The organism is Amorphoplanes digitatis (genome assembly GCF_014205335.1).
GTDB lineage: Bacteria > Actinomycetota > Actinomycetes > Mycobacteriales > Micromonosporaceae > Actinoplanes > Actinoplanes digitatus.
Genome location: NZ_JACHNH010000001.1, coordinates 3,226,942 through 3,253,583, shown reverse-complemented (window position 1 = coordinate 3,253,583; position 26,642 = coordinate 3,226,942). Strand labels below are relative to the sequence as shown.

Annotated in this window: 24 protein-coding genes; 11 read left to right on the top strand and 13 right to left on the bottom strand. The window is 71.6% G+C overall.

Annotated elements, in window-relative coordinates:
* Positions 1 to 30: 30 nt before the first annotated feature.
* From BJ971_RS13995 to BJ971_RS13975, 5 genes are all read right to left on the bottom strand, one after another.
* Positions 31 to 1,317: a hypothetical protein gene (locus BJ971_RS13995; RefSeq protein ID WP_184993211.1), complete on the bottom strand. Its 1,287-nt coding sequence runs from the start codon at positions 1,315 to 1,317 to the stop codon at positions 31 to 33.
* Entirely contained in the window at positions 1,314 to 1,820 is a 507-nt protein-coding gene (locus BJ971_RS13990) for a SigE family RNA polymerase sigma factor (RefSeq protein WP_184993209.1), read from the bottom strand. The genes BJ971_RS13995 and BJ971_RS13990 overlap by 4 nt, the downstream gene beginning before the upstream one ends.
* 62 nt (positions 1,821 to 1,882) lie before the next feature.
* The gene (locus tag BJ971_RS13985; protein ID WP_239087310.1) at positions 1,883 to 2,410 is read right to left on the bottom strand and encodes an SRPBCC family protein; all 528 of its coding nucleotides are present in this window, start codon (positions 2,408 to 2,410) and stop codon (positions 1,883 to 1,885) included.
* An 86-nt stretch (positions 2,411 to 2,496) separates the two neighbouring features.
* Positions 2,497 to 2,808, bottom strand: coding sequence for an ArsR/SmtB family transcription factor (locus BJ971_RS13980; RefSeq protein ID WP_184993207.1), 312 nt, complete (start codon positions 2,806 to 2,808; stop codon positions 2,497 to 2,499).
* 110 nt (positions 2,809 to 2,918) lie between these two features.
* Positions 2,919 to 4,202, bottom strand: a complete 1,284-nt coding sequence (locus BJ971_RS13975) for a citrate synthase (RefSeq protein WP_184993205.1) — start codon at positions 4,200 to 4,202, stop codon at positions 2,919 to 2,921.
* 135 nt (positions 4,203 to 4,337) lie between these two features.
* Between BJ971_RS13975 and BJ971_RS13970 the strand changes: the two genes are divergently transcribed.
* The 5 genes from BJ971_RS13970 (at position 4,338) to BJ971_RS13950 (ending at position 9,040) form a co-directional block, all read left to right on the top strand.
* On the top strand, positions 4,338 to 5,243 hold the full coding sequence (locus BJ971_RS13970) for a universal stress protein (RefSeq protein ID WP_311772755.1): 906 nt from the start codon (positions 4,338 to 4,340) through the stop codon (positions 5,241 to 5,243).
* Between the two features lie 22 nt (positions 5,244 to 5,265).
* Positions 5,266 to 7,545: a putative bifunctional diguanylate cyclase/phosphodiesterase gene (locus tag BJ971_RS13965; protein WP_239087311.1), complete on the top strand. Its 2,280-nt coding sequence runs from the start codon at positions 5,266 to 5,268 to the stop codon at positions 7,543 to 7,545.
* A gap of 135 nt (positions 7,546 to 7,680) precedes the next feature.
* The gene (locus BJ971_RS13960; protein WP_184993199.1) at positions 7,681 to 7,833 is read left to right on the top strand and encodes a hypothetical protein; all 153 of its coding nucleotides are present in this window, start codon (positions 7,681 to 7,683) and stop codon (positions 7,831 to 7,833) included.
* A 39-nt stretch (positions 7,834 to 7,872) separates the two neighbouring features.
* The gene (locus BJ971_RS13955; protein WP_184993197.1) at positions 7,873 to 8,646 is read left to right on the top strand and encodes an exodeoxyribonuclease III; all 774 of its coding nucleotides are present in this window, start codon (positions 7,873 to 7,875) and stop codon (positions 8,644 to 8,646) included.
* A gap of 169 nt (positions 8,647 to 8,815) precedes the next feature.
* Positions 8,816 to 9,040 carry a hypothetical protein gene (locus BJ971_RS13950; RefSeq protein WP_184993195.1) on the top strand — a complete coding sequence of 75 codons (225 nt, stop codon included), beginning with the start codon at positions 8,816 to 8,818 and terminating at the stop codon, positions 9,038 to 9,040.
* 78 nt (positions 9,041 to 9,118) lie between these two features.
* Here the strand turns inward: BJ971_RS13950 and BJ971_RS13945 are convergent, their stop codons facing one another.
* From BJ971_RS13945 to gsmA, 4 genes are all read right to left on the bottom strand, one after another.
* A complete protein-coding gene (locus tag BJ971_RS13945; protein ID WP_184993193.1) occupies positions 9,119 to 9,856 on the bottom strand; it encodes a LamG-like jellyroll fold domain-containing protein in 738 nt (245 codons plus the stop codon).
* A gap of 65 nt (positions 9,857 to 9,921) precedes the next feature.
* Positions 9,922 to 10,302, bottom strand: a complete 381-nt coding sequence (locus tag BJ971_RS13940; protein ID WP_184993191.1) for a DUF6401 family natural product biosynthesis protein — start codon at positions 10,300 to 10,302, stop codon at positions 9,922 to 9,924.
* A gap of 75 nt (positions 10,303 to 10,377) precedes the next feature.
* A complete protein-coding gene (gene hrpA / locus BJ971_RS13935) occupies positions 10,378 to 14,304 on the bottom strand; it encodes an ATP-dependent RNA helicase HrpA (RefSeq protein ID WP_184993189.1) in 3,927 nt (1,308 codons plus the stop codon).
* Between the two features lie 72 nt (positions 14,305 to 14,376).
* A complete protein-coding gene (gene gsmA / locus BJ971_RS13930; RefSeq protein WP_184993187.1) occupies positions 14,377 to 15,495 on the bottom strand; it encodes a sporangiospore maturation cell wall hydrolase GsmA in 1,119 nt (372 codons plus the stop codon).
* A 248-nt stretch (positions 15,496 to 15,743) separates the two neighbouring features.
* Between gsmA and BJ971_RS13925 the strand changes: the two genes are divergently transcribed.
* Complete coding sequence (locus BJ971_RS13925) at positions 15,744 to 16,715, top strand: phosphatase PAP2 family protein (RefSeq protein WP_184993185.1); 972 nt, start codon at positions 15,744 to 15,746, stop codon at positions 16,713 to 16,715.
* Here the strand turns inward: BJ971_RS13925 and BJ971_RS13920 are convergent.
* A complete protein-coding gene (locus BJ971_RS13920; RefSeq protein ID WP_184993183.1) occupies positions 16,712 to 17,506 on the bottom strand; it encodes an RNA polymerase sigma factor SigF in 795 nt (264 codons plus the stop codon). The two genes, BJ971_RS13925 and BJ971_RS13920, sit on opposite strands and share 4 nt — an antisense overlap.
* 284 nt (positions 17,507 to 17,790) lie before the next feature.
* On the opposite strand from BJ971_RS13920, the gene ppgK reads away from it, so the two are divergent.
* Positions 17,791 to 18,570, top strand: coding sequence for a polyphosphate--glucose phosphotransferase (gene ppgK / locus BJ971_RS13915; protein ID WP_184993181.1), 780 nt, complete (start codon positions 17,791 to 17,793; stop codon positions 18,568 to 18,570).
* 8 nt (positions 18,571 to 18,578) lie between these two features.
* Positions 18,579 to 19,040 (top strand): PPOX class F420-dependent oxidoreductase, encoded by a 462-nt coding sequence (locus BJ971_RS13910; RefSeq protein ID WP_184993179.1) that lies wholly within the window; start codon positions 18,579 to 18,581, stop codon positions 19,038 to 19,040.
* A 54-nt stretch (positions 19,041 to 19,094) separates the two neighbouring features.
* On the opposite strand, the gene BJ971_RS13905 is transcribed toward BJ971_RS13910, so the two are convergent.
* From BJ971_RS13905 to BJ971_RS13895, 3 genes are all read right to left on the bottom strand, one after another.
* Positions 19,095 to 20,003, bottom strand: coding sequence for a hypothetical protein (locus tag BJ971_RS13905; protein ID WP_184993177.1), 909 nt, complete (start codon positions 20,001 to 20,003; stop codon positions 19,095 to 19,097).
* Positions 19,993 to 20,496: an RNA polymerase sigma factor gene (locus BJ971_RS13900; RefSeq protein WP_184993175.1), complete on the bottom strand. Its 504-nt coding sequence runs from the start codon at positions 20,494 to 20,496 to the stop codon at positions 19,993 to 19,995. The genes BJ971_RS13905 and BJ971_RS13900 overlap by 11 nt, the downstream gene beginning before the upstream one ends.
* A 105-nt stretch (positions 20,497 to 20,601) precedes the next feature.
* Positions 20,602 to 21,150, bottom strand: coding sequence for a hypothetical protein (locus BJ971_RS13895; protein WP_184993174.1), 549 nt, complete (start codon positions 21,148 to 21,150; stop codon positions 20,602 to 20,604).
* A 357-nt stretch (positions 21,151 to 21,507) separates the two neighbouring features.
* On the opposite strand from BJ971_RS13895, the gene BJ971_RS13890 reads away from it, so the two are divergent.
* From BJ971_RS13890 to BJ971_RS13880, 3 genes are read left to right on the top strand one after another with little or no spacing between them, the layout of a single operon-like run.
* Positions 21,508 to 23,481, top strand: a complete 1,974-nt coding sequence (locus BJ971_RS13890) for an alpha-1,4-glucan--maltose-1-phosphate maltosyltransferase (protein WP_184993173.1) — start codon at positions 21,508 to 21,510, stop codon at positions 23,479 to 23,481.
* A gap of 48 nt (positions 23,482 to 23,529) precedes the next feature.
* Positions 23,530 to 25,305: a maltose alpha-D-glucosyltransferase gene (gene treS, locus BJ971_RS13885; RefSeq protein WP_184993172.1), complete on the top strand. Its 1,776-nt coding sequence runs from the start codon at positions 23,530 to 23,532 to the stop codon at positions 25,303 to 25,305.
* A complete protein-coding gene (locus BJ971_RS13880; protein ID WP_184993171.1) occupies positions 25,302 to 26,612 on the top strand; it encodes a maltokinase N-terminal cap-like domain-containing protein in 1,311 nt (436 codons plus the stop codon). The genes treS and BJ971_RS13880 overlap by 4 nt, the downstream gene beginning before the upstream one ends.
* Positions 26,613 to 26,642: the final 30 nt, after the last annotated feature.

Sequence of the window (26,642 nt, the reverse complement as noted above, 5' to 3'; positions counted from 1 at the left end):
GCCGGGTCATGCCAGGAGGTGCGACCGACCCTAACCCGGGAGCCCGACCACCGCCCTCGCGGTCCCGGGCCGGTCCACCTCGACCTCGGTGGCGGCGGCCGGCAACAGCGCCGCGTCCCCGGCGACGGGCAGCCATCCCGGGCCCCGCGCCCGGTACCTCATGCGCGCGCCCTCGGACGCGACGACGACGCCCCGCAGGCCGGGCAGCCGGACCCGCACGGGCAGCGGCGCGCCCGGGTCGGCGAAGCCTTGGAGGACCGGGGCGGGTGTGCCCAGCGACAGGTAGACCCGGCTGCGGCCGTCGGTGGCGGTCAGGGTCTGCACCACGAACCGGCGGCGGTCGAAGGTCGCGCCCCGGATGAACCAGGTGGCGGCGGGCGGCTGGAGCCGGTAGCCGTACCGGTCGTTGAACTCCTCCTGGCCGGACAGGTCCCACCGGGCGGCCTCCCGCTCCGCGGCCGCGTCCCGCGGCCAGGCCTTCTCCCGGCCGGGCAGGGGGCGGAGCAGCCGGGCGCCGGCGTCCGGCGGTGTCTCACCGGACATCAGGGCCGACCGGTTGGCGAGGCCGACCGTACGGTCGCCGTGGGTGTCGCCCCGGTCCGCGCGCAGAGCGATCTGGATCGACCCGCGCTGGGTCGCCGTCGCCGCGAACGCCACGCCGTCGTGCACCCGGAAGTCCAGCGGGGTGAAGGTCCGGGTGATGGTGCCGTCGGGGTCGTAGCCGAAGCCGGGCGAGTACCGGATGCCGCGGCCGTCGTCGAGGACCATCAGCACGTTGCGCTGCGGTGCCAGCAGCACGGCCGGGGCGTTCACGGCGCCGGTGAGCATCTCCTCCAGCGAGATGGCCCGCAGGCCCGCGGTCGTCTGCTCGAGGAAGCCCATCAGGCCGTAACTGATCTGGCCGGCCGGGGAGGCGACGCGCTGCGGCACGCGCTGCGCGATCACGGCCGCCCGGCCGGCGTGCGGTGCGAGGCCGGCCCAGACCACGTGCGGCTCGCCCCGTACCGGGATACCGCCGAGGTGAGCGGCCCAGACCGCGCGGGCCTCGGCCAGGAACGCCGCGTCGCCGCGCAGGTCGCCGCGGGTCTCGCCGTCCAGCAGCGGCGAGGCGACCGGTGCGTCGCCGTCGCCGCCGCCGCGCAGCAGGACCCCGGCGGCGGATCCGGCCGTGACCGTGGCGAGGCCCGCGGCGAGCAGCGCGCGGCGGCGCACGACCCGGCGGCGGCCACCCTGGTGTACCCGGTCGAGCAGGTCGGGCGGCGTGCGCAGGTCGCCGGTGGCGTGTGCCAGCGCCGTACGGATGTCGGTGTCGGTCATCGCTGTCCTCGTCCGGTGGTCGTGGTGGTGACGGCGACGGGTGCGAGCGCGGCGCGCAGCCGTTCGAGGCCCCGCGAGGCGTTGCTCTTCACGTTGCCCTCGGAGCAGTCGAGCGCCCGGGCGACCTCGGCGATCGGCAGGTCGTCCAGGTAGCGCAGGACCACCGCCGCCCGTTGCCGCGGCGGCAGGGTGCGCAGCGCCTCGACCACCGCGTCACGGACCACGACGTGCTCGCTGTGGTCCGGCTCGGCGACGTCGTGGTGACCGAGCGGCGCCTCGGGGCGGCGGCCCCGCGAACGCCACCGGTTGGTGGCGCGGTTGACGAGCGCCCGGCGGGCGTACGCCTCGGGCGCACCGTGTATGCGGCGCCACTTGACGTACATCTGCTCGAGCACCTCCTGCACCAGGTCCTCGGCGGTGTGCCGGTCACCGGTGAGCAGGTACGCGATCCGCAGCAGTCCCGTGCTGCGACCCCGCACGAAGTCGTCGAACCCGTCACGCATCGTCAGCCTCTCCCCGTCCTTCACCCTGCCTGACACCGGCGGGCGGGCAAAGGTTGCCGTGCTCAGCGCGCGAGCTGCTCCGCGTAGCCGGCGCGCAGCTCCGCCCAGCCGTGCGCGGCGGCGTCGCGGCCCCGGATGACGCCGACCGGGTCGCCGGCGAGCAGGCGTGCCAGGACGGCGGCGCACAGGTGCCAGCCGGCCGCGTACATCGGCGCCTCGTCGCGGGGGGCGAACCGGTGCCGCAGGGTGAGCCGGGTGCCCTCGGCGGTGCCGGCGAGCTCCCAGCGCAGCAGGTCGCCGCCCCAGGTGTACTCGAGCAACGCCGGCGGCTCGGCGCGCAGCACGGTCGCCGGTACGGGGGTGCGCTCGGGACCGTCCACCATGGCCAGGGTGGTGTCGCCGGTGACGGAGAGGTCGCGGGCGGCGGAGAACGGCGCCCACCGGTCGAGGCGGTCGGGGTCGGTCAGGGCGGCCCACACCTCGGCCGGCGGGTGCCGCAGGTCGCGCACGAAGATCAGGGTCCACAGGTCGCCGTCGGCGACGACGCGCGCGCCGCCGGGCGGGCCGCTGTCAAATGAGCCTTTTTCCACGTGGCCAGGGCGGCAGCTCCCGGCGGCGGTCAACGGCCCGGATACCTCTGGCCCGAGGCCAGGTGGAAAATTGCTCATCGGTGTGCTCACGATTCCTCCAGGTGGCGCTCGAGCGCGTCCAGGTGCCGGGTCCACAGCCGCCGGTACGGCGCCAGCCAGGCGTCCAGCGCCCGGAACTGTTCCGGCTCGAGCGTGTAGATGCGCTGCTGCGCGGCGGTGCGGCTGGAGACGAAGCCGGCCTCGCGCAGCACCTTGAGGTGCTTGGAGACCGCGGGCTGGCTCATGGCGAGCCGCTCGACGAGCTGCCCGACGCTGCTGTCGGCGAGCCGGAGCTGGTCGAGGATGCGGCGGCGGGTCGGCTCGGCGAGCACGGAGATCGCGTCGACGGTCACGGGCATCGCCCGACTATGCCACTGCGGTTATATAACCGTCAAGGCATACACAAGTCCCGGAAAAGGCCGCGCGGCCGCCCTCCCGGAGGAGGACGGCCGCGCGAAAGAGCTGACTGTCAGCGCTCGGTGATCGGAACGAACTGGCGCTCCGCCTCGCCCGTGTAGAGCTGGCGCGGACGGCCGATCTTGGTGGTCGGGTCGGCCATCATCTCGCCCCACTGCGCGATCCAGCCGGGCAGCCGGCCGAGCGCGAAGAGCACCGTGAACATCTTCGTCGGGAAGCCCATGGCCTTGTAGATCAGGCCGGTGTAGAAGTCGACGTTCGGGTACAGCTTGCGGGAGACGAAGTAGTCGTCCGCGAGCGCGATCTCCTCGAGCTGGAGCGCGAGCTCCAGCAGCGGGTCCGGCTTGTCCATCGTGGAGATGACGTCCTGCACGGCCTTCTTCACGATGGCGGCGCGCGGGTCGTAGTTCTTGTAGACCCGGTGGCCGAAGCCCATCAGCTTGACGCCCTTCTCCTTCGCCTTGACGCGGCGCACGAAGGAGTTGACGTCGCCACCGTCGGCGCGGATGCCCTCGAGCATCTCCAGCACCGCCGAGTTGGCGCCGCCGTGCAGCGGGCCGGAAAGGGCGTTGATGCCCGCCGAGACCGAGGCGAAGAGGTTGGCCTGCGCCGAGCCGACCAGGCGCACCGTGGACGTGGAGCAGTTCTGCTCGTGGTCGGCGTGCAGCACGAAGAGCATGTCGAGGACCTTGGCCAGCGTCGGGTCCACCTCGTAGTTCACGGTGGGCAGCCCGAACGTCATGCGCAGGAAGTTCTCGACGTAGTCCAGCGAGTTGTCGGGGTACGGCAGCGGGTGGCCGATCGACTTCTTGTACGCGTACGCCGCGATGGTCGGGAGCTTCGCCATCAGGCGAATCCCGGAGATCTCGACCTGCTCAGGGTCCGTCGGGTCGAGCGCGTCCTGGTAGAACGTCGACAGCGCGGTGACCGCCGAGGAGAGCACCGCCATCGGGTGCGCGTCGCGCGGGAAGCCGGAGAAGAAGGCGCGCATCTCCTCCTGGAGCAGCGTGTGCACCCGGATCTTGTCGCCGAACTCCGCCAGCTGGGTCGGCGTGGGCAGCGCGTCGTGGATCAGCAGGTAGGAGACCTCGAGGAACGAGGCCCGCCCCGCGAGCTGCTCGATCGGGAAGCCCCGATAGCGCAGAATGCCTGCGTCGCCGTCGATGTAGGTGATCGCCGACGAGCACGAGGCCGTGTTGACGAAGCCCTGATCCAGGGTGACGTACCCGGTGTCCTTCAGCAGCGCGCTGATGTCGACACCACCCGGACCCTCGACCGCCGGCCGCACCGGCATGGACAACTGGCCACCGGGGTGGTCGAGCTTGACATCCGTCATTTGTATTTCCCTCACCTCACCGGCAGATGTCCCGACTTACCTGCCGTTCACCGTAAACCCTCAAGCGGAGCGGGTCATCCGACGGTCGACCGCTGAGGGATTGATCACGACCGCCATCCCCCCACACCATAGATAATGGTCTGTGGAACCTCGTCGTCGCGGTGCGGAGGTGGCGAACCGATGCGGAATCCGGGCCTGACTCCTGTCGTCGTAGGCGTGAACGGCACCCCCGCCGGACTGGCCGCCGCACGGCTTGCCGCGCGGGAGGCGGTGGTCCGCGGACTACCGCTGCGGGTCGTGCACGTCTTCACCGGGCAGAAGACCCGCTCATTCGATGATGCACCTGATTGGCCGAGGGCACGTCGCGAGTCCGGCGAGTTGGTCGCCGAGGCGGTCGCGACCGCCTCGCGGGCGGTGCCGGGGGTGCACGTGGAGGGTCTGCTGCTGGACGGGCCACCGGTGCGGGAGTTGCTGCGGCAGAGCCGGACCGCCGAGCTGCTGGTGATCGGCGGCGACGACTGCGCGGGCACCACGCGCCTGCCCACCGACTCGGTGCTGGTGCAGACCGTGTCCCGGTCCCGGTGTCCCGTCGCGGTGGCCCGGGGCATCCGCCCGCCGGCCGGCCCGGTACTGACGGCCACCGACGGCTCACCGAGTTCCCTGCTCGCGCTGCGCACGGCCGCGGCAGAGGGCCGCCGGCGCGGGGTCGCCGTCGAGGTCATCCACGTCGCGGAGACCACGGACGGCGAGGCCTCCGGCCGGCGGCTGCTGGAGGACGCCGTCGCCGCCGTTCCGGAGCTGCGGACGGCCCGGACCCGGCTCATGATCGGAGAGCCCGCGGGAAATCTGGTCCGCGCGGCCCGGCGGGGCCGCATGATGATCGTGGGGCCGCGCGGCGCCGGCGGCGGAACGTTGCTCGGCGGCGTGGGCTTGCAGTTACTGCGCCGATGTGCATGTCCAACCGTGTTTGTACACGGAAACCCTGCCGGGGACACCCCGTCGGCGGGTACCGTGCCAACGGCGGGGGCGCTGATCAGCTGACATATGCCAGGGGGCGATGACGGTGCGATCCAAAGCTCCGTCGACGCCCGGTCGGCGGTGGTGGCAGATCTTCGGTGGCATCGGCGTGCTCGCCACGCTGCTGTACACCCTCGGCATCGCCCCGGACGTCTGCTTCGTGGTCATCGGCGTCGGCACCATCTGGGCCTGTTTCGGCGCGCCCCGCCGTTTCGGCGCACAGCCGCGGGCCGCCTGGCCGTTCCTGGGCGCCTCGGCGCTGTCCTTCCTGATCGGAGTGGTGCTCCGGCCGCTGGTCGTGGACCACCCGCTGGTCGCCGACGCCTTCACCATCCCCGGCTACATCCTGCTGGGCATCTTCTTCGCGCTGCTGTTGCGGGCGCGCGGGCGCATCGAGCGCCACGCCGTGCTCGACTGCCTCATCGTGTGCCTGGCCGCGGGGCTGGCCGGCGCGCTGTTACTTGCCGCGCCCGCGGCCGCGGTCCCCGGCCGGTCGGTGGTCGTCTCGGTGCTGGCCGGCATCTACCCCATGTTCGACGTGGTGCTGCTCGCGCTCTGCGTCAACCTGACCTTCACGGCGCGCACCTGGCCGGTGAGCCTGAAGGCGCTGCTGTCGGCCATGTCGCTGCTGGTGGTCGGCGACGTCGCGTACGCGATCATCGGCATCTCCGGGCGCCTCTACGCCTCGCCGCTGCTGGACGTGCCCTTCCTGCTCTCATACACGGCGCTGGGTGTTGCGGCGCTGCACCCGTCGGTGGTCGAGCTGGGCCGGGCCACGCGATATCCGGTGCAGGCCTGGTCCTGGGGCCGGATGCTGCTGCTCGTGCCCGCGGTGCTCACGCCGTTCCTGCTGCTGGTGTTCGTCGGCGGCCATTCCGCGGAGTACCGCGCGCTCATCGGCGCCTGCGGCATCGCCATCGTCGCGCTCCTGCTGCTGCGGGCGGTCACCGCGGTGAAGGCGCAGGTGGCGGCGCAGCTGCACTCCGAGCACCAGGCGATGCACGACCCGCTGACCGGCCTGCCGAACCGGCGGATGATCTCCACCGAGATCGCGCGGCTGATCGCCGCGCTGCCGCCGGACGATCCCCGCCTGGTCTGGGTCTGCTTCCTCGACCTCGACGGCTTCAAGTGGGTGAACGACTCCTGGGGCCACGACACCGGCGACCAGCTGGTCATCGAGGTGGGCACGCGGCTACAGGCCGTCCTTCCGGCCGGCACGATGCTGGCCCGGGTCGGCGGCGACGAGTTCCTGATCGCGTACGTCGGCGGCGAGCAGGGCGCGCTGCGGCTGGTCGACGACGTGCACCGGTGCTTCGCCCGCCCGCTGCCGGTGCGCGACACCGAGGTCGTCATCAGCGCCTCCATCGGCATCGCGCACGCGCCCGGCAACAGCTCCCCCACGACCACGGCGGAGGCGCTGCTGCGCGACGCCGACACCGCGATGTACCGCTCCAAGGCCGAGGGCCCGGGCAACGCGACGGTCTTCGACAGCTCGATGCACGACCGGGTGCGCGAGCGCATCGAGCTGGAGGCCGCGCTGCGCACCGCCCTGGCCGAGGGGCAGCTCAACGTCGTCTACCAGCCGATCGTGCGGCTGGAGAGCGGGCGCCCGGTCGGCGCCGAGGCACTGACCCGCTGGAACCACCCGGAGCGCGGCCCGATCCCGCCGACGACGTTCATCCCGATCGCCGAGGACGCCGGGCTGATCGGCCAGCTGGGCACCTGGGTACGCACCGAGGGCCTGCGCCAGCTGGCGCAGTGGCGCGCCGACGGCACGGTCGGCCCCGACTTCTACCTGTCGGTGAACGTGTCACCCAGCCAGCTGCGCGACGAGACGATGCCGCTGACGGTCTCCGCCGAGCTGATGCGCTACGGGGTGCCGGCGACGGCCATCGCCCTGGAGATGACGGAGTCGGTGATGGCCGACGACGGCGTGACCGCGAGGGTGCTCTTCGAGCTGCGCGAGCTCGGCATGAAGCTGCTCGTCGACGACTTCGGCACCGGCTTCTCGGCGCTGGGCTACCTGCGCCAGTTCCCGGTGACCGGGGTGAAGATCGACCGCTCGTTCGTCTCCGGCCTCGGCGAGAACGGCGAGGACGAGGAGATCGTCCGCGCCGTCGTCGCCATGGGCCGGGCGCTCGGCCTGAGCATCGTGGCGGAGGGCGTCGAGACCCGGGTGCAGCGCGACGCGCTCGCCGCCGTCGGGGTCACGCAGGGCCAGGGCTGGCTGTGGGGCCCGGGCGTGCCGCCGGAGGACTTCGCGCGCCACTGGAGTGCGCGTCTGCACCTGCCCGGGGATGCCCGACTGGGCGCCGGCAACCCCTGATCGGGTCACTCCTGGTGACAAACGTCCCGCCCACCTCTGGCGTCACGGCGACAAGTCCGGCATTATTCGCACGGTCCGGATCCTTGCGTTTCGCACTGTCCGGCCGATGACAATGGACACCAGAGGAGGCGACACATGATGACAGCGCTGACCGGATCCGAGGGCTCCGTGGTCTGGCTCGTCGCCGTTCTGCTGCTGCTGGCCCTCGGCCTGGCGGGCGCGCTGCTCGCCGCCACCCGCGGCGCCGCGGCGCCGATGCGCGCCGAGCGCCACTCCCCGGAGCGCTGACGCCGCCCGTTGCCGGTCCTCAGGTGGCAGGCTGGGGCGATGCGCTTCGCCACCTGGAACGTGAACTCGGTAAAGGCCCGCCTGCCCCGGCTGCTCGAGTGGCTCGACCAGGCCGGCCCGGATGTGCTATGCCTGCAAGAGACCAAGGTCGCGGCGGACGGCTTCCCCGCGGCCGAGGTCGCCGACCTGGGCTATCAGACCGCCGCGTACGGGCAGGGCCGCTGGAACGGCGTCGCGCTGCTCTCCAGGATCGGGCTCGACGACGTACGGCACGGCTTCGACGGCGAGCCGGGCTTTCCCGGCCCCGAGGCCCGCGCGATCAGCGCCACCTGCGGCGACATCCGGTTCACCTCGGTGTACGTCCCGAACGGGCGCACGCCGGAGGACCCGCACTACGCGTACAAGCTGGCGTGGTTCGCCGCGCTGCGCGACGCCCTCGCGGCGCGGCCGGGGCCGGCCGTCGTGGCCGGCGACTTCAACGTCGCCCCGACCGACGACGACGTCTGGGACCCCGAGGTCTTCATCGGTGCCACCCACGTCACCCCGCCGGAGCGCGACGCGCTGGCCGCCCTGCGCGCGCTCGGCCTCACCGACGTGGTGCCCCGGCCGCTCAAGGGCGACCGGCCGTACACCTACTGGGACTACCGCGCCGGGATGTTCCACCAGAACAAGGGCATGCGGATCGACCTGGTCTACGCCACCCCGGACGTGGCCGCCACGGTGCGTGACGCGGTGGTGGACCGGGAGGCCCGCAAGGGCAAGGGCCCGTCCGACCACGCCCCGATCATCGTCGACACCGAGGCGCCCGCCTGAGCCAATCGGGTCGCCCGGTGCCGGGGGCGGAGTTATGGTGGCCCGTATGGACTCCTGACGCCGTCACCCCGGCCGCTTCGCCGGGCCCGCGTATCTGGGCGCGCCGTGATCCGCGCGCGGACTTCATCGACTGTCCCGTACTCCGCCTCGTGCCATACGGAGGTCTTTCATGCGTGATTTTGCCGTACACGTCGACTCGGACGAGATGGCCCGCCAGGATATGGCGGGCTCGGTGCCGGAACTCGACACCCACGACCAGCATCCCGCCGCCGCCACCCTGGCGCACCACGGCGCGGACGACATCCGGCAGGCGGCCCGGCAGCGGTCCGAGCGGGACCGTGCCGGGCGGGCCACCGGCGGCTCCGGCCGCTCGTACGCCTTCCGCCGCAGCTGAGCCGCGACCGAACACCGCAGCCGCTTCGATCGATCAGGGCCGGAACCCGTCGGGTTCCGGCCCTGATGCTCATAGTTGTCAGCCCAGGCGGGCGTACACGTCGTCGAGCGCGCCGTGGTACATGTCGCTCTTGATGTTGAAGTTCGGGCCGCCGATCCGCAGCGGCATGTCGTTGGCGATGGACAGGGCCGCCGGGATCGCGGTGCGACCCCGCTCGGTGCCGTCGACGTAGATCGACAGCGCCGCGCCCGACCGCTGGCACATGACGTCATGCCAGGCGCTGTCCGCCACCGGCACGCTCGAGCGCACCAGGTAGAGCTGGCTCGCGCCCTGCCCGACGACCACGCAGCTGGCCTTGCCGTGGTTGCCGCCGATTTGCAGCTTCCACTGGCTCGCCGTGTCGGTGACGCCCTTCTGGATGATGTTGGTGGAGCCGGTCACCTGGGTCCTCGCGACCCGGACGCTGGCGCCCCAGCGGAACCGGCGGGTGCCCGGGTCGAGGTCGGCGTCGTCGGTCCCCTCGAGCATGGCGCGGGGACAGACGGTCGCCGTCGCGGCGCAGGCGGCCGGGAACGCGGCGTACTTGTCGGTGGTGCCGGTGAAGGTGATCTTTCCCTGATCGGCGGTGCGGATGGTCAGGGCGGATCCCCGTCCCGAGGTGTCCGCGATGCGGCTAGCGGTGGCGTTGCCGGCGTCGAACGTATACCGGGCGACCGTGATCGGCGCGGGCTCGGCGACAGGAGCCGCGATGGCGGCGAGGGCGGGCGTGGCTGTGACAGCCAGCGCGGAGGCCACTGTAAGGGCGATGAGACGCATGTAACAAATGGTACTGAAAGCTCTTAATATTACAATTCAGACCACATACGCATTTCGGGTGATCTTCAGAGCAGGCCGGCGGACTCCGCGATCATGCAGACGGCGACCAGGCGCATGAGGTGCCACTCCGCCGACAGCCACGCCGAGCCCGACAGGTACGCCTGACCCGGCTGCGGCACCGGGCGGCCCATCCGCGCCGCGGCGGCGGAGATCGACTTGGCGTACGCGGCCAGGCCCTCCGCGTCGACCTCGCGGCCGGCCTGCCCGAGCGCGTTGCGCACGGCGGCGGCGTGCTGGTCGACCTGGGCCAGCAGGCCCGCGTCGCCGAGCGCGGCCGCGAGGCCGTCGACGCCGACCCGCGCCATCATCTCGTCCAGCAGCGCGCGGTTCGGGTCGGCGACGGGAGTGGTGGAAACCGGGGCGAAGGCGAGGAATTCGTTCTTCATGGGGAGGACGCTAGGGCCTCGCGCCGCCGGTTGACAGCCGGGTAACCGAACGGCACCCGACCCCTCCCCTGGGTGCTACGCGGGCAGCTGGTCCATGGCCTTGTAGATCCGCTTGTCCGATACGGGGTACGCCGTGCCGAGCGCCTGCGCGAAGAGGTTGATCCGCAGTTCCTCGATCATCCAGCGGATCTCGCGCAGCCCCTCGTCGGCCGGGCCGCCCGGCGCCGACTCGGCCCGCAGCTCGCGGTACTCCTGCTCGATCTCGTGAACCTGGGCCGTGAGCTGCCGGTCCCGGGCCAGCGTCGCGCCGAGCCGGTCGAGGCGGTGCGTCATGCCGCGCAGATAGCGCGGCAGGTGGTGCAGCTGCCGCCAGCCGGTCTCGGTGACGAAGCCCTGATAGACCAGGCCCTTGAGCTGCTGCCGGATGTCGGCCAGCGCCGGAAGCAGCGACACCTCGCGGGTGCCGGCCAGCCGCTGGTCCACCTCGTACGAGGTGGCGAGCACGGCACGCACCTGGGTGACGACGTTGGCGACCGCGTCGACCAGGTCGGCGCGGACCTCCTCGCGCAGCTTCGCGAAGGACTCCTTGTCCCAGGCCGGGCCGCCCGCGTCGGCGACGAGCTTGTCGACGGCCGCGCCGGCGCAGTCGTCGAGCAGGTCGGCGATCGACCGGTACGGGTTGCCCCGGGACAGCTCCAGCTTGGCGCGGTTGTCGAGCCGGCCCTGGAGGAAGCGGGCCGCGGGCGGCAGCGTGAGCATCAGCAGCCGGCGGGTGCCGGCCCGCATCGCCTCGCGCTGACCGGCCTCGGACTCCAGCACCCGGACGGCGACGCTGTCACCCTCGTCGACGAGCGCCGGGTAGACGGTCACCTCGTACCCGCCGCGCACCTGGGCGACCGAGCGGGGCAGCGTGCCGAAGTCGTTCGTCGTGATGCCGCGGCGCTCGATGTCGCCGGCGGCCGCCGAGATGGTCGCCCGCACCTTGGGCGCGAGGCTCGCGCGCAGCACGTCGAGGTCGCGGCCCTGGCCGACCACGCCGCCCTCCTCGTTCACCACCCGGAAGTTCATCTTGAGGTGGTCCGGCACCTGGTCCGGGCGCCAGGCGTCGCGGGGCACGACCGTGCCGGTGAGCCGGCGCAGCTCGCCACCGACCGCGTCGGGCAGCGAGCCCCGGCGGGCGGGCACCCGGCTCAGCACGGCCTCGGCCCAGTCCGGCACCGGCACGAAGCTGGTACGCAGGTGCTTGGGCAGCGCCCGGATCAGCGCGACCACGACCTCCTTGCGCAGGCCCGGCACCGACCAGCCGAAGTCCTCGGCGTCGAGCTTGTTGAGCAGCGCGAGCGGCACCCGCACGGTCACGCCGTCGCCGGCCGCGCCGGGCTCGAACTGGTAGCTCAGCGGCAGCCGGACGCCGCCGGCGAGCCAGGCGTCCGGGTAGGCGCCCGGGTCGACGGCGTCGCGGCCCGCGTTGACGAGCAGCTCGCGGGTGAAGGTGAGCAGGCCGGGGTCGGCGTGCCGGGCCGTCTTCCACCACGCGTCGAAGTGCCGGGCGGAGACGACGTCGGCGGGGATGCGGGCGTCGTAGAGGGCGTACACGGTCTCGTCGTCGACGGCGATGTCCCGGCGGCGGGCCCGGTTCTCGATCTCCTCGATCCGGGCCAGGAGCTTGGCGTTCTCGGCGAAGAACGGGTGATGGGTCTCCCAGTCCCCCTCGACGAGCGCGTGCCGGATGAACAGCTCGCGGCACATCGCCGGATCGACCCGGGCGTAGCCGACCTTGCGCCGGGGCACGATCGGCAGCCCGTAGAGGGTCACCTTCTCGTAGGCCATCACGGCGCCCTGCTTCTTCTCCCAGTGCGGCTCGCTGTAGCTGCGCTTGACCAGGTGCGGCGCGAGCTTCTCGGCCCACTCGGGCTCGATGCGCGCGTTCACCCGGCCCCAGAGCCGCGACGTCTCGACCAGCTCGGCCGACATCACCCAGCGTGGCTGCTTCTTGAACAGGGCCGAGCCCGGGAAGATCGCGAACTTGGCGCCGCGGGCGCCGAGATATTCGCGCTTGTCCGTGTCCTTCAGGCCGATGTGCGAGAGCAGGCCGGCGAGCAGGGCCGTGTGCACGGCCTGACCCCCGCCGAGCTCGTCACGCTCGGTGAGCGTGAGCCCGAGGGTACGGGCGACCTGCCGCAGCTGCGAGTAGATGTCCTGCCACTCGCGGACCCGCAGGTAGTTGAGGAACTCGGCACGGCACAGCCGGCGGAACTGGTTGCCGGACAGCTCGCGCTGCTTCTCCCGCAGGTAGCGCCACAGGTTGAGGTAGCTGAAGAAGTCGGATTCCTTGTCGGCGAACCGGGCGTGTTTCTCGTCGGCCTGCTGCTGCCGGTCGGCCGGCCGCTCACGGGGATCCTGGATGGACAGCGCCGCGGTGATGACCATGACCTCGGCGAGGCAGTCCTGTTTGTCCGCCTCGATGACCATGCGGGCCAGCCGCGGGTCGACCGGCAGCTGGGCGAGCTGGCGGCCCATCGGGGTGAGCTTGCGCTGCTCGAGGGCGCCGAGCTCCTCCAGCAGCTTCACGCCGTCGGTGACGTTGCGCTTGTCCGGCGGGTCGATGAACGGGAACGCGGCCAGGTCGCCGAGCCCCAGGCTGGTCATCTGGAGGATGACGCTGGCCAGGTTGGTCCGCAGGATCTCCGGCTCGGTGAACGCCGGCCGCGCCTCGAAGTCCTCCTCCGAGTACAGCCGGATGCAGATGCCGTCCGACGTACGCCCGCAGCGGCCCTTGCGCTGGTTGGCGCTGGCCTGCGAGACCGCCTCGATCGGCAGCCGCTGCACCTTGAGCCGGCTGCTGTAGCGCGAGATCCGGGCGGTGCCGGGGTCGATCACGTAGCGGATACCGGGAACCGTCAGGGACGTCTCGGCGACGTTGGTGGCGAGCACCACCCGGCGGCCGGCGTGCGCCTGGAAGACCTTGTGCTGCTCGGCCGCGGAGAGCCGGCCGTAGAGCGGGACGATCTCGGTGTTCCTCAGGTCGCGGCGGTTGAGCGCGTCCGCGGTGTCGCGGATCTCCCGCTCGCCGCTGAGGAAGACCAGGATGTCGCCGCTGCTCTCGGCGCCGAGCTCGTCGACGGCGGCGGCGATCCCGTCCACCTGGTCGATCGGCTCCTCGCGGAGCTCCTCGTCCTCCTCACCGGTGAGCCGGGCCAGCGGACGGTAGCGCACCTCGACGGGGTAGGTCCGCCCGGACACCTCGATGACCGGCGCGGGACCGGCCGGGCCCGCGAAGTGCTCGGCGAAGCGCCCGGTCTCGATCGTCGCCGAGGTGATGATCAGCTTCAGGTCGGGGCGCTTGGGCAGCAGCTGGGCGAGGTAGCCGAGGATGAAGTCGATGTTGAGGCTGCGCTCGTGCGCCTCGTCGATGATCAGCGTGTCGTAGCGGCGCAGCATCCGGTCGTTCTGGATCTCGGCGAGCAGGATGCCGTCGGTCATCACCTTGACCATGGTCTCGTCGGTGACCTGGTCGGTGAAGCGGACCTTGTAGCCGACCGTCGAGCCCAGCGGGGTGCCGAGCTCCTCGGCGATCCGCTCGGCGACCGTGCGGGCCGCGATCCGGCGCGGCTGGGTGTGCCCGATCTGGCCACGGACGCCCCGGCCCAGCTCCAGGCAGATCTTCGGCAGCTGGGTGGTCTTGCCCGAGCCGGTCTCGCCGGCGATCACCACGACCTGGTGGTCGCGGATCGCCGCCATGATGTCGTCGCGCCGCTGGCTGACCGGCAGCTCGTCGGGGTAGGTGATCGGCGGGACGGCGGCCAGCCGCGCGTCGCGGCGCCGCTCGGCCTCGGCGACCTCGGCGGCTATCTCGGTGAGCACGGCGGAGCGCGCGAGCTCGTCGCGGATCCGGCGGCTGCCCTCGAGCCGGCGTTGCAGCCGGCGCTCGTCGCGGGGTAGCAGGTCGGACATGCGGCGGCGAAGCTCGGCGAGGTCCTGGCTCAAGGGCGTTACAGACATGGCGCGTCAACAATAGGCAGTTCCGCCGAGTTCCGCCTCGTGATTACCGCCGCGTTGCCGGGCGGCGCCGGCTCACTTCCAGGTGTCGTACTGGTAGAGGTCGTACTTCGCCATCAGGCCGGTGACCTTCGTGTAGTAGTTCGGGTCGGTCGCGTAGCCGGCCTTCCACACCTTCATGATGAACTTGTTCGCGTCCTTGGTGTATGCGAAGGCGCCGTCGTAGCGGCTGTTCACCTTCAGGAAGCTGCCGTGGTCCCGGAACGAGTGCGCCTGGCTGGCGTAGGTACGGAAGGCCGCCGACGTCTCGAAGCACTTTCCGGCCTTGGTGCACTCCTGGGTGCGCACGGTGCGGCAGCCGTTGGCCAGCTTGCCGTACTTGCCGTCCTGGCACTTGATGCCGAAGTAGTTGTTGCTGGTGGCCGACAGGTCGCTGCGGCCCCAGCCGGACTCGAGGATGGCCTGGGCGAGGGTGACCGACGCCGGGACGCCGTACTCGCGCCAGCCGGCCTGCGCGCCGGGCGCGGCGGCCTTGATGAACTGCTCCGGGGTCAGCTTCACCGCGGGTGCGGGCGCGGGCTTCACCGGCGCCGGGCAGGCGGGCAGCTTGCCGGAGTAGATGTAGGCGTTCGGGACGTAGCCGCCGGACCGGGTGCGGTCCCACTGCGCGGTGGACCGGACCGTGCCCTTGACCATGTCGCCGGTGACCGAGCAGACCAGGTCGACCTTCGCGCCGCTGGCGAGCTTCCCGGCGGTGGCGGCCTTGGCCGACGCGGCGGCCCGCAGCGTGACGGCGCCGCTGGCGCTCTTGACCGTGCCGACGACGTACTTGACGGCGGGCTTGGTGGCCGCCGGCTTCCCCGCGCAGCGCGGGATCTTGCCCGAGCTCTTCACGTAGGCGTGCGAGATGTAGCGGTCCGTGCCGATCCGGTCCCAGGCGGTCGTGGTGCGCACCGTGCCGGCGACCCGCTGCCCGGTGATGACGCAGGAGATGGTCACCTTCTGGTTCTTGCGCACCGATCCCACGATCTTCGCCGACTGCGAGGGCGCGTTGCGCACCTTGAGCGTGGCGGCGACCTGCACGGTGGCGGACACCCCCGCGGCGTTGGCGGCACCGGGCGCTACGACCAGTCCGGCGATCAGCCCGGCCGGCAGCAGCAGCGCGGAGAGCATTCGTCGGGTGGTGAACGGCATCAGATCCCCATCCATCTCGGCCGGCCCCGTTGCGCGGCGTCCTTCTCAAGGTCTCGTCGCGCTGTTGCGGGGCAGGAGGACGGCAGGTGCATCGGGGTTGCCGCGGGGCGGGCCTGTGGCGTACGAGGCCCGGTGCCACGAAAGGGGACTATGATTCCCCGCCGCACGGGGGCTTGAGAGGCTTGAGACGCGTGACGACTGGGCAATGCGGAACCGCGCACACCCCGTGAGGTTCAGGAGGACCACCGATGACGGCCCTGGCACGCCGCACCGCGAAGACCGGAGAACCCGCTGACCGCGGGGGTGGCCGGGGCTTCTGGCACGCGGTGGGGCACGCGTTCGTCGCGCTGCTGGCCGCCGCGGGCGTCGCCGGCGTCTACCTCGCCTGCGTGCGTACCCCGCTCGGTCAGTCCGTCGACACGCTGATGATGCGCGGCGCCGACGTCGACCACCCGCGCGTCGTCGAGGTGCTCAACCGGGCGCTGAACGGCACCACGCTCGTCAGCCTCGTGCTGGTCTGCGTGGCCGCCGCGGCGATCGGCTTCGTCCGGCGCCGGGTCGACCTGGCGGTCGCCGCGGGCGTGCTGGTGCTCGGCGCCAACGCCAGCACCCGGCTCTTCAAGATCCGCCTGCCGAGGCCGAACCTGGACGACTTCCCGGCGCCGAACTCGTTCCCCAGCGGCCACACCACCGCGGCCGCGTCGGTGGCGTTCGCGCTGATCCTGGTCCTGCCGTTCGCGATCCGCGGCACCGTCGCGCTGATCGGCGCGGCCTACGTCACCGTCATCGCGATCGCCACCGTCTGGGCCGAGTGGCACCGGCCGAGCGACACCGTCGCCGCCCTGCTGGTCGTGCTGGCCTGGGGCGCGGGCGCGTCGGCCCTGGTCCGGGCGTACCGGTCCCGGATCACCGGCGTCACCGTCCGCCCGAACCGGATGGCCATGCTGATCTTCGGTGGCGTCGGCGCGCTCAGCGCGCTGGCCGGCCTGCTGGGCGTCGGCGCCGTCCTCCTCGCCGAGAGCGCGATGCCCGACTTCGTCTCCGGCCGGTTCGCGTTCGCCGCCGGGATCGCCGGCATCGCGGCCGCGGTCGCCGCGGTCTTCGCGATCTGGGTCCGGCTCGCGGCCGGCGACCGCCCGTCGACGGACGGGCCGGCGCCGGCCACGCCGAGGCAGGCCAGGCCCGCGGCGCGGCCGAAGCCCGCACGCCGCGGCGCCTAGAACGCCGGGTCGAGCTGGGTGCGCAGCTTGGTCAGTGCCTTGGTGAGCAGGCGGCTGACGTGCATCTGGGAGATGCCGATCTGGTCGGCGATCTGGGACTGGGTGAGGTTGCCGTAGAAGCGCAGGGTGAGGATCTTCTGTTCGCGTTCGTCGAGGGTGGCCAGGGCGGGTCCGAGGGCGACGCGGGTCTCGGCGACCTCGAATTCGTGGTCGGTGTCGCCGAGGGTGTCGCCGAGTTCGGTGGTGCCGTCGGCGCTGATGGGGGTGGAGAGGCTGGTGGCGTTGTAGGCGCGGGCGCCTTCGAGGCCTTCCAGGACGTCTTCCTCGGTGACGCCGAGGTGGACGGCGATGTCGGCGACGGTGGGTGAGCGGCCGAGGGTGTGTGTGAGGGTGCTGTTGGCTTCGGTGATGGCCAGGCGCAGTTCCTGGAGGCGGCGGGGTACGCGTACGGACCAGGTGCGGTCGCGGAAGTGGCGCTTGATCTCGCCGATGATGGTGGGGATGGCGTAGCCGGCGAAGTCGACGCCGCGGTCGGGGTCGAACTTGTCGACGGCTTTGATGAGGCCGACGGTGGCGGTCTGGATGAGGTCGTCGGTGGGTTCGCCGCGGCCGGAGTAGCGGTGGGCGAGGTGGCGGGCGAGTGGGAGCCAGGCCTCGATCGCCCGGCACCGCAGTGCGGCGCGCCGGCGGTCCCGCGGCGGGGTCGCGGCCATCAGGTTGAGTAGTTCGGCGGCGCTCTCCTGCGCGGAGGCTTCACTCACCGTGGTCAATGGGGCCGAGGTGACGATCATCTGAGGTGGTCCTCCATCAGGCGGGCAGAGAGCCGTGCCCGCACGCGGCGACCGTTCACTTCACCTCACGCTAGCCGAGAGGCCGATGCTTGACTAGCCGAAAGTATGAGTGACATTCCGTTACCATGCGGCCGAGGGAAGATCGCCGGTCGTTAGAGGTTGCAGCGCGCGCGTGTACCCCTTACCGAGGCCCTGCCACGGCCGGATCGGCGGGAGTGGCACGATTCGGTTCCGGGTGTGTGTGGGTACACGCACCGGAAACGCACCGGAGACGGAGTACTGGCATGGCCATCCTGGGCATCGACATCGGCGGTTCCGGCGTGAAGGGTGCGCCGGTCGACACCGTGCGCGGAGAGCTGCTCGCGGAGCGGCACCGGGTACCGACACCGCAGCCGTCCGACGTTTCCGCGGTCGTGGCGGCCGTCGCCGAGGTGGCCGCGCGGTTCGACGGCTTCGACCGGGTCGGCGTGACCTTCCCGGGCGTCGTCGTCGACGGGGTCACCCGGACCGCCGCGAACGTGGACAAGTCGTGGATCGACGCGCCGGCCGCGCAGCTGTTCAGCGAGCGGCTCGGCAAGCCCGTTTCGGTGCTCAACGACGCCGACGCCGCGGGCGTCGCCGAGGTCGCCTTCGGCGCCGGGCGTGATCAGCACGGCCTGACGATGATGCTGACCTTCGGCACCGGCATCGGCAGCGCCCTGTTCCTCGACGGGATCCTGATACCCAACACCGAGCTCGGCCACCTCGAGCTGGAGGGCGCCGACGCCGAGCTGCGCGCGTCCGACCGCGCCCGCGAGCAGGAGGACCTGAGCTGGGAGAAGTGGGCCGCCCGGGTGCAGGACTACCTGCGCCACGTGGAGATGCTGCTGTCGCCGCGGCTGTTCATCGTCGGCGGCGGGGTGAGCAAGAAGTCGGAGCGGTGGCTGCCGCTGATCGGGATCCGCACCCCGATCGTCCCCGCGGTCCTGCTCAACAACGCCGGCATCATCGGCGCGGCCGTCACGGCCGAGCAGGCGCACGGCCTGCCGGGCGCCGTCGCGGTCGACACCGCGCTGCGGAGCTGAGCGGCGCCGTGGCACGCACCGTCGCGACAAACACGAAGGTCGGGCGCGAGGAACTGCTCGAGTTCCTCCGCACCCGGCACCAGGCGATCCTGATGACCACCCGCCGGGACGGCCGCCCGCAGGCGTCGCCGAACACCTGCGGCGTGGACGCCGAGGGGCGCATCGTCATCTCGACCTACCCGGAACGGGCCAAGGCCGCGAACATCCGCCGCGACCCGCGGGTCAGCGTCTGCGTGCTCTCCGACTCCTTCGGCGGGCCGTGGGTACAGGTCGACGGCGTCGCCGACGTCATCGACCTGCCCGAGTCGGTCGAGCCGCTCGTCGAGTACTTCCGGGTGATCTCGGGCGAGCACCCGGACTGGGACGAGTACCGCGAGGCGATGCGCGCGCAGGGCAAGTCCCTGATCCGCGTGACGATCGAGCGCTGGGGCCCGATCGCGACCGGCGGCTTCCCCGCCCGGCTGGCCTGACACGAGGCGCCGGCCGGTGACCCCCGTTGAGTCACCGGCCGGCGTCCGTGCGTCTCAGCCCCGCCAGGCACCCAGCCGCTCGGCGGCCCGGCGGGCGAAGCCCTCGGCCACCGCGCGCCGGGCCGAGATCGACTCGTAGCCGGCGTTCTCCACCAGCGCGACGGAGTCGCCGATCCGGACCGCGGCGAAGTAGACCCGGTACGACGACCCGTCGGCGGACGGCTCGCCGTCGTCACCCCGGGCCGGCGTCGAACCCTCCACGAGCAGCGACTCGTCTCCCACGCCGAGCGAGCCCAACGACCGGTAGGTGAACGTCAGGTGCGCCCGCTCGCCCCGTGGGCAGCCGCGCACCGCCGAGCGGAACTCGTCGATGAAGTCCGCGGCGCCGTCGCCCCGGTAGACGGTGACCGTGTCGAAGACCTCGCCGGACGGGGTGTGGTCCGCGTCGTCGCCGGGCGCCCGGTAGAGGATCGAGACCGTGTCCCGCACCCCGGCCCGCGATTCGGACGGGTAGCCGGCCGCGGCGCAGAACTCCGGCGGGCCGGCCGGCGGGTCGAGCCGCCGCAGCGTGGCCACGTCGGCATCCGAGCGGCCCAGGAACGCCCGGTACGGTATCGACGCCGGGATCGACGGCGTGCCGGAATCCGTCGACCCCGGCGGCGAAGAGCCGGTCGGCGGCGACGAGGGCGTGGCCGATGTGGACGGTGCGGCCGACCCCGACGGCGCGGGGGTCGGTGCGGTGCTCTGCGCGGGCGGGAGCGGCGGGCGGGCGTCGTCGGCCAGGACCAGGCGCGCGCCGACGGTCACGCCGGCCACCAGGACCGCGGCCGCGGCCACGCCGGAGAGCGTACGGGTGAGTGCGCGGCGGTCGGCGGTGCGGCGCACGGCGGCGGCGGGTGCGAGCCGGGCATGGCGTGCGTCGTCGGACAGCGCGGCGAACGCGCTCTCGAGATCATTCGGCATCGTGCACCTCCATGGGTCGTCCCGCCGAGAGGATGGCTGCCAGGTCGGTACGGCCGCGGTGCAGCCAGGAGGTCACGGTGCCCACGGGCGAACCGGTCTCGGCCGCGATCTGGGCGACGGACATGTCGAACAGGTAATGCAGGGCGACGGCCTGGCGCAGGTGCGCGGGCAGGCGGCGCAGGGCGGCGGTCAGCAGGACCGTGTCCTCGCTGGGAGGCGGGGCGGGTTCGGGCGGACCCGACCTGCTCAGCGCGGCACGCCAGCCGCTGAGCCGCCGCCACCGGTCGGTGGCCAGCCGGGAGATCGCCAGCCGCAGCCAGCCCTCCGGCGCCGGGTGCACGGCGACCGTCCGCCAGTGCCGCCAGGCCCGGGTGTACGCCTCCTGCACGATGTCCTGCGCCTCGGCGAGGTCACCGGTCAGGGCGTAGCCGTAGCGCACCATCCGTAGTGACGTGTCCCGGTAGAACTCGTCGAACCCTTGGGCATCGCGCATCCATCGTCCCCCGTCGTCCTCACAGTTATCAGGAGAACGGGGCGGCGCGGAGAAATGCTGCGTGGCACGCCGACTGTTTTCCGGCGGATCCGCGCGCGAAGAAGCCTAGGCGCACAACAGGTAGACGAGGTCTTCTTTGTGCAGGTCCGAGACGGCCTCGAGCAGGTCCGGGTGGCGCAGCAGGGCGGCGGCCTCGAGGTCGCGGGCGTCGGGGGCGGTCAGCCTGCGGAACTCGCTCGGCAGGTCACCCACGCGGCGTGGGCGCGGCCGGTTGTCGGGGGCGGGGACGGCCGCGGCGACCGAGTCGACGGCGCGGGCGGCCAGCAGCGGGTCGGCGAGCAGGCAGGCGGCCCAGCTGACCACGACCTCGTCGACCCAGGTGCGCCAGCCCTCGCCGTCGGCCAGGTCGTCGTCGGGCTCGCTGCCGGCGCGCCAATCGAGCACGGCGGAGCCGCCCGGGCCGGCGATGGCGACCAGTTCGGCGTCGACCGGAGTCGGGTAGCGCAGCCAGGCGGCGACGGTCACGGCCTGCCGCGCCTGTAGCTCGGCGAGGGTGTCGGCGGAGCGGTCGGCGCCGCTGGACGGGTATGCCCGGACCAGCCAGTGCGTGCTCGCCGCGATGACCGGTGACAGCGCGGCGGACGGACCGGCCATGAGAGCCCCCAGAGTTTCGGTGGCACCCCACGACGGGGTGCGTCAGCCGTACATCTCGGCGCGGAAGGGGGCCGGATGAGCAGCCTCGCCCCGATGGCAACGCACGGCAACCGACGCGCAACCAGGTTCACCCCGGGTCGCCTCCGGCACGGGTGTGGCACGGCGGGGAATTGACCACCTTCGTGGCGGGTGCGAGGGCGCGCCACGAGGGGCCGTACCGAGCGCTCTCCGGTAGGTTGATTCCACCGGGTGCGTGGCCGTTCGCGGTTGCTCCATTCCGGAGAACCGATGGCTGACGGCTGCCCGGAATTCGCCCGTCGCCGCCCGCCCCTGCGCTTTCTGATTACGGTGGAGATCATGACCGGTCGCTTTCCCATCGAGGACGTAACACCGTCGGTGTCCTGTGGCCGCTATCCCTCGAAGGCGGTGGTGGGCGAGCTCGTGCCCATTTCCGCGGTGTCCTATCGGGAAGGCCACCACGCCCTCGGCGTGAACGTGGTATGGAAGGGGCCGCACGGCGCGGCCGAGCCGTTCACCCGGCTCGTGCCCGGCGAGCCCGGCCTGGACCGGTGGCACGGAGTGATCAAGCCGGACCGGGTCGGCCGGTGGACGTTCACCGTCGAGGCGTTCGACGACCCCTACCTGACCTGGCGCAACGCGGTCACCAAGAAGATCGGCGCCGGGCAGGGCCTCGAGGACCTGGCCAACGACCTGGCCGAGGGCGCCGACGTGCTGGACCTCGCCGCCAAGATCGTGCCGGCCGGCGACGAGGAGCGGGTCCGCGCCGCGGCCGCGGCGATGCGCGACGAGAACCGCTCGCTGTTCTCCCGGGTCTCCCCCGCACTGGAACTGGAGAAGCTGCTCTGGCAGAACCCCGTGCGCCACCTGGTCACCACGACCCGGTCGTACGCGATCTGGGTCGACCGCCAGCGCGCGCTGTACTCCTCGTGGTACGAGTTCTTCCCCCGCTCCGAGGGCGCCGAGATCGGCCCCGACGCCACACCGATCCGGCACGGCACGTTCGCGACCGCGGCGAAGCGCATCCCGGCCGTCGCGGCGATGGGCTTCGACGTGCTCTACCTGCCGCCGATCCACCCGATCGGCAAGATCAACCGCAAGGGCCGCAACAACACCCTCGTCGCCCGCGAGGGCATCGACGTCGGCTCGCCCTGGGCGATCGGCTCCGACGAGGGCGGCCACGACGCGATCCACCCGCAGCTCGGCGACCTGGCGGACTTCCGCGAGTTCATCGCGGTGGCCCGGGACAACGGCATGGAGGTCGCGATGGACCTGGCGCTACAGGCGGCGCCGGACCATCCGTGGGTGAAGTCGAACCCGGAGTGGTTCACCACCCGGGCCGACGGCACCATCGCGTACGCGGAGAACCCGCCGAAGAAGTACCAGGACATCTACCCGATCAACTTCGACAACGATCCCCGTGGGCTGCGCGAGGAGGTCCTGCGCATCGTCCTGCACTGGGTGGAGAACGGCGTCAAGATCTTCCGGGTCGACAACCCGCACACCAAGACTCTGACGTTCTGGCAGTGGCTGATCTCCAAGGTCAAGGCGGTCGACCCGGACGTGCTGTTCCTGGCCGAGGCGTTCACCCGGCCGGCCATGATGAACGGGCTCGGCAAGATCGGCTTCACCCAGTCATACACGTACTTCACCTGGCGCACCACGGCCTGGGAGATGCGGGAGTACCTGGGCCAGCTCAAGGCCTCGATCGACTGGATGCGCCCCAACTTCTGGCCCAACACCCCCGACATCCTGCACGAGTCGCTGCAACACGGCGGCCCGCCGATGTTCAAGATCCGCACGGTGCTGGCGAGCATGCTCTCGCCGTCCTGGGGCATGTACTCGGGGCTGGAGCTCTTCGAGCACGTCAACCGGCCGGGCGCCGAGGAATACATCGACAACGAGAAGTTCGAGCTCAAACCGCGGGACTGGGCCGGCGCCGAGCGGTCCGGTCAGACGCTGGCGCCCTACATCACCAAGCTGAACGCCATCCGGCGTGACAACCCGGCCCTCCAGTGGCTACGCAATCTGGAGTTCCACGGCATCGACAATCCGTCGCTGCTGTGCTGGTCGAAACGCGATCCCGAGACAGGCAACACCGTTTTGGTGATCTGCTCGTTCGACTCGGCAAACGTGCAATGGGGAAACACGGCCCTCGACATGCCGGCCCTGGGCATGGACTGGCACGAGCGGTTCACCGTCACCGACCAGCTGACCGGGGCGACGTATGAGTGGGGTCAGCACAACGCCGTCCGGATCGACCCTCAGGCCGAACCGGCGCACGTGTTCGTGGTGCACCCACGCCGCCACTAGCGGCACCAAGCGATTCAGTTCCTGCGGGGTGGGGTAGGTGAACGTCTGATGGATCTGACGAGCAGACTCGGCGCGAGCGTCGAGCACAATCCCACGGAGGGCAGCCACGTCGAGGACGGGGTGGTCGAACACCCCACCGCCGACGACTTCGGTCACGCCCGCACGCTGCCGGCGGACCGGACCTGGTTCAAACGCGCCGTCTTCTACGAGGTACTGGTCCGGGCCTTCTACGACTCGAACTCCGACGGTGGTGGCGATCTACGCGGGCTGATCGAACGCCTCGACTACCTGCAATGGCTCGGCGTCGACTGCCTCTGGCTGCCGCCCTTCTACGACTCGCCGCTGCGCGACGGCGGCTACGACATCCGCGACTTCTACCGGGTACTGCCCGAGTTCGGCACCGTCGACGACTTCGTCGCCCTGCTCGACGCGGCGCACAAGCGCGGCATCCGGGTCATCACCGACCTGGTCATGAACCACACCTCCGACTCGCACGCGTGGTTCCAGGAGTCGCGCCGCGACCCCGACGGCCCGTACGGCGACTACTACGTGTGGAGCGACACCAGCGAGCCGTACTCCGACGCCCGGGTCATCTTCGTCGACACCGAGGAGTCGAACTGGACGTTCGACCCGGTGCGCCGGCAGTTCTACTGGCACCGGTTCTTCTCGCACCAGCCGGACCTCAACTACGACAACCCGGTCGTACAGGAAGCGATGATCGACGTTCTGCGCTTCTGGCTCGACCTGGGCATCGACGGGTTCCGCCTGGACGCGGTGCCGTACCTGTTCGAGCGCGAGGGCACCAACTGCGAGAACCTGCCCGAGACGCACGCGTTCCTCAAGCATTGCCGCAAGGTGATCGACGACGAGTTCCCGGGCCGGGTGCTGCTCGCGGAGGCGAACCAGTGGCCCGCCGACGTGGTCGAGTACTTCGGCGACTCCGACACCGGCGGCGACGAGTGCCACATGGCGTTCCACTTCCCGCTGATGCCGCGCATCTTCATGGCGGTACGGCGCGAGTCGCGCTTCCCCATCTCCGAGATCCTGGCGCAGACGCCGCCGATCCCGGACATGGCGCAGTGGGGCATCTTCCTGCGCAACCACGACGAGCTGACGCTCGAGATGGTCACCGACGAAGAGCGCGACTACATGTACTCCGAGTACGCCAAGGATCCGCGGATGAAGGCCAACGTCGGCATCCGCCGGCGGCTGGCGCCGCTGCTGGAGAACGACCGCAACCAGATCGAGCTGTTCACCGCCCTGCTGCTGTCGCTGCCCGGCTCGCCCGTGCTGTATTACGGCGACGAGATCGGCATGGGCGACAACATCTGGCTCGGCGACCGGGACGGCGTGCGCACCCCGATGCAGTGGACGCCGGACCGCAACGCGGGATTCTCCACCGCCAACCCCGGGCGGCTCTACCTGCCCGCCAACCAGGACCCGATCTACGGATACCAGTCGGTGAACGTGGAGGCACAGCGGGACAGCTCGACGTCGCTGCTCAACTGGACCCGCACGATGCTGGCGGTGCGTCGCCGCCACGACGCGTTCGCCACCGGGACCTTCCGCGAACTCGGCGGCTCCAACCCGTCGGTGCTCGCGTTCCTGCGCGAGGACGGCGACGACGTGGTGCTCTGCGTCAACAACCTCTCGCGCTTCCCCCAGCCCATCGAGCTGAATCTGCAGCACTGGAACGGGTACACACCGGTGGAGCTCACCGGGCACGTGAACTTCCCCCGCATCGGCCAGCTGCCGTACCTGCTGACCCTGCCGGGGCACGGGTTCTACTGGTTCCAGCTGTGCGGGTCCGAGGAGAAGCAATGACGCTGCCCTATGCCGACTGGCTCTCCCAGCAACGCTGGTACGCGGGCCGCAGCCGGACCCTGCGGGAGGTCCGGCAGGCCTCGTCCACCCCGCTCAAGGACGACCTGGACCTGGTACTGCTGGACGTCGACTACACCGACGGCAGCTCCGAGCGTTACCAGGTCCTGGTGGCCTGGGACTCCGGGCCGATCTCCGAGTTCAGCACCGTGGCGACGATCGGCACCGACGGCGACCGCACCGGCTACGACGGCCTGTACGACCCGGCCGCCGCGACGTTCCTGCTGTCGCTGATCTCGTCCGACACCACCGTCGGCGACATCGTCTGCCAGTCCGAGCCCGGCGCCTCCTTCCCGCTGGAGAGCGAGGCGCGGGTCTTCGACGCGGAGCAGAGCAACACCAGCGTGATCTTCGAGCAGGACGCCATCCTCAAGGTCTTCCGCCGGGTCGACATCGGCGTCAACCCCGACATCGAGCTCAACCGGGTGCTCGGCCGGGCCGGCAACCCGCACGTCGCCCGGCTGCTCGGCTCGTTCGAGATCAACACCGGCGGCCAGCCGTGCCCGCTCGGCATGGTCACCGCGTACGCCGTGAACTCCGCCGAGGGCTGGGCGATGGCCACCGCCAGCGCCCGGGACCTGTTCGCCGACGCCGAGATGGGCGCCGACGAGGTCGGCGGCGACTTCGCGGGCGAGTCCTACCGCCTCGGCGAGGCGGTCGCCTCGGTGCACCGGACCCTCGCGGCCGAGCTCGGCTCGGGCCCGTCGCCGTTCCCGGTGGACGCCGTCGTCGCGCGGCTCGCCCACGCGACCGCGACCGTGCCCGAGCTGAAGACCTACGCGGCGGCGATCGAGGAGCGGTTCCGCAAGCTCACCGGCGAGCAGGTCTCGGTGCAGCGGGTGCACGGCGACCTGCACCTGGGCCAGGTGCTGCGGGTGCCGGAGGGCTGGCTGCTCATCGACTTCGAGGGCGAGCCCGGCCAGCCGCTCGACGAGCGGCGGCTGCCCGACTCGCCGCTGCGCGACATCGCCGGCGTGCTGCGCAGCTACGAGTACGCGGCATACCAGCTGCTGGTGGACTCCGATGGCGACGAACACCTCGCCGTCCGTGCCCGCGAGTGGGTCGACCGGAACCGCGACTCCTTCTGCGACGGGTACGCGGCGGCGGCCGGGCACGACCCGCGCGAGCACGGCTCGCTGCTCGCCGCGTACGAGCTGGACAAGGCGGTCTACGAGGCCGTGTACGAATCGCGGCACCGGCCCGGATGGCTGCGGATCCCGCTGCGGTCGATCTCCCGGCTCGTACGCTGATGACCCCCGGAGAAGGAGTACCGATGATCG

Excerpts from the sequence above, each read along its gene's own strand:
- BJ971_RS13995 (WP_184993211.1), bottom strand. The coding sequence starts at position 1,317 with ATGACCGACACCGACATCCGTACGGCGCTGGCACACGCCACCGGCGAC.
- BJ971_RS13990 (WP_184993209.1), bottom strand. The coding sequence starts at position 1,820 with ATGCGTGACGGGTTCGACGACTTCGTGCGGGGTCGCAGCACGGGACTG.
- BJ971_RS13980 (WP_184993207.1), bottom strand. The coding sequence starts at position 2,808 with ATGCCCGTGACCGTCGACGCGATCTCCGTGCTCGCCGAGCCGACCCGC.
- BJ971_RS13975 (WP_184993205.1), bottom strand. The coding sequence starts at position 4,202 with ATGACGGATGTCAAGCTCGACCACCCCGGTGGCCAGTTGTCCATGCCG.
- BJ971_RS13970 (WP_311772755.1), top strand. The coding sequence starts at position 4,338 with ATGGTCTGTGGAACCTCGTCGTCGCGGTGCGGAGGTGGCGAACCGATG.
- BJ971_RS13960 (WP_184993199.1), top strand. The coding sequence starts at position 7,681 with ATGATGACAGCGCTGACCGGATCCGAGGGCTCCGTGGTCTGGCTCGTC.
- BJ971_RS13955 (WP_184993197.1), top strand. The coding sequence starts at position 7,873 with ATGCGCTTCGCCACCTGGAACGTGAACTCGGTAAAGGCCCGCCTGCCC.
- BJ971_RS13950 (WP_184993195.1), top strand. The coding sequence starts at position 8,816 with ATGCGTGATTTTGCCGTACACGTCGACTCGGACGAGATGGCCCGCCAG.
- BJ971_RS13945 (WP_184993193.1), bottom strand. The coding sequence starts at position 9,856 with ATGCGTCTCATCGCCCTTACAGTGGCCTCCGCGCTGGCTGTCACAGCC.
- BJ971_RS13940 (WP_184993191.1), bottom strand. The coding sequence starts at position 10,302 with ATGAAGAACGAATTCCTCGCCTTCGCCCCGGTTTCCACCACTCCCGTC.
- hrpA (WP_184993189.1), bottom strand. The coding sequence starts at position 14,304 with ATGTCTGTAACGCCCTTGAGCCAGGACCTCGCCGAGCTTCGCCGCCGC.
- gsmA (WP_184993187.1), bottom strand. The coding sequence starts at position 15,495 with ATGCCGTTCACCACCCGACGAATGCTCTCCGCGCTGCTGCTGCCGGCC.
- BJ971_RS13925 (WP_184993185.1), top strand. The coding sequence starts at position 15,744 with ATGACGGCCCTGGCACGCCGCACCGCGAAGACCGGAGAACCCGCTGAC.
- BJ971_RS13920 (WP_184993183.1), bottom strand. The coding sequence starts at position 17,506 with ATGATCGTCACCTCGGCCCCATTGACCACGGTGAGTGAAGCCTCCGCG.
- ppgK (WP_184993181.1), top strand. The coding sequence starts at position 17,791 with ATGGCCATCCTGGGCATCGACATCGGCGGTTCCGGCGTGAAGGGTGCG.
- BJ971_RS13905 (WP_184993177.1), bottom strand. The coding sequence starts at position 20,003 with ATGCCGAATGATCTCGAGAGCGCGTTCGCCGCGCTGTCCGACGACGCA.
- BJ971_RS13900 (WP_184993175.1), bottom strand. The coding sequence starts at position 20,496 with ATGCGCGATGCCCAAGGGTTCGACGAGTTCTACCGGGACACGTCACTA.
- BJ971_RS13895 (WP_184993174.1), bottom strand. The coding sequence starts at position 21,150 with ATGGCCGGTCCGTCCGCCGCGCTGTCACCGGTCATCGCGGCGAGCACG.
- BJ971_RS13890 (WP_184993173.1), top strand. The coding sequence starts at position 21,508 with ATGACCGGTCGCTTTCCCATCGAGGACGTAACACCGTCGGTGTCCTGT.
- treS (WP_184993172.1), top strand. The coding sequence starts at position 23,530 with ATGGATCTGACGAGCAGACTCGGCGCGAGCGTCGAGCACAATCCCACG.
- BJ971_RS13880 (WP_184993171.1), top strand. The coding sequence starts at position 25,302 with ATGACGCTGCCCTATGCCGACTGGCTCTCCCAGCAACGCTGGTACGCG.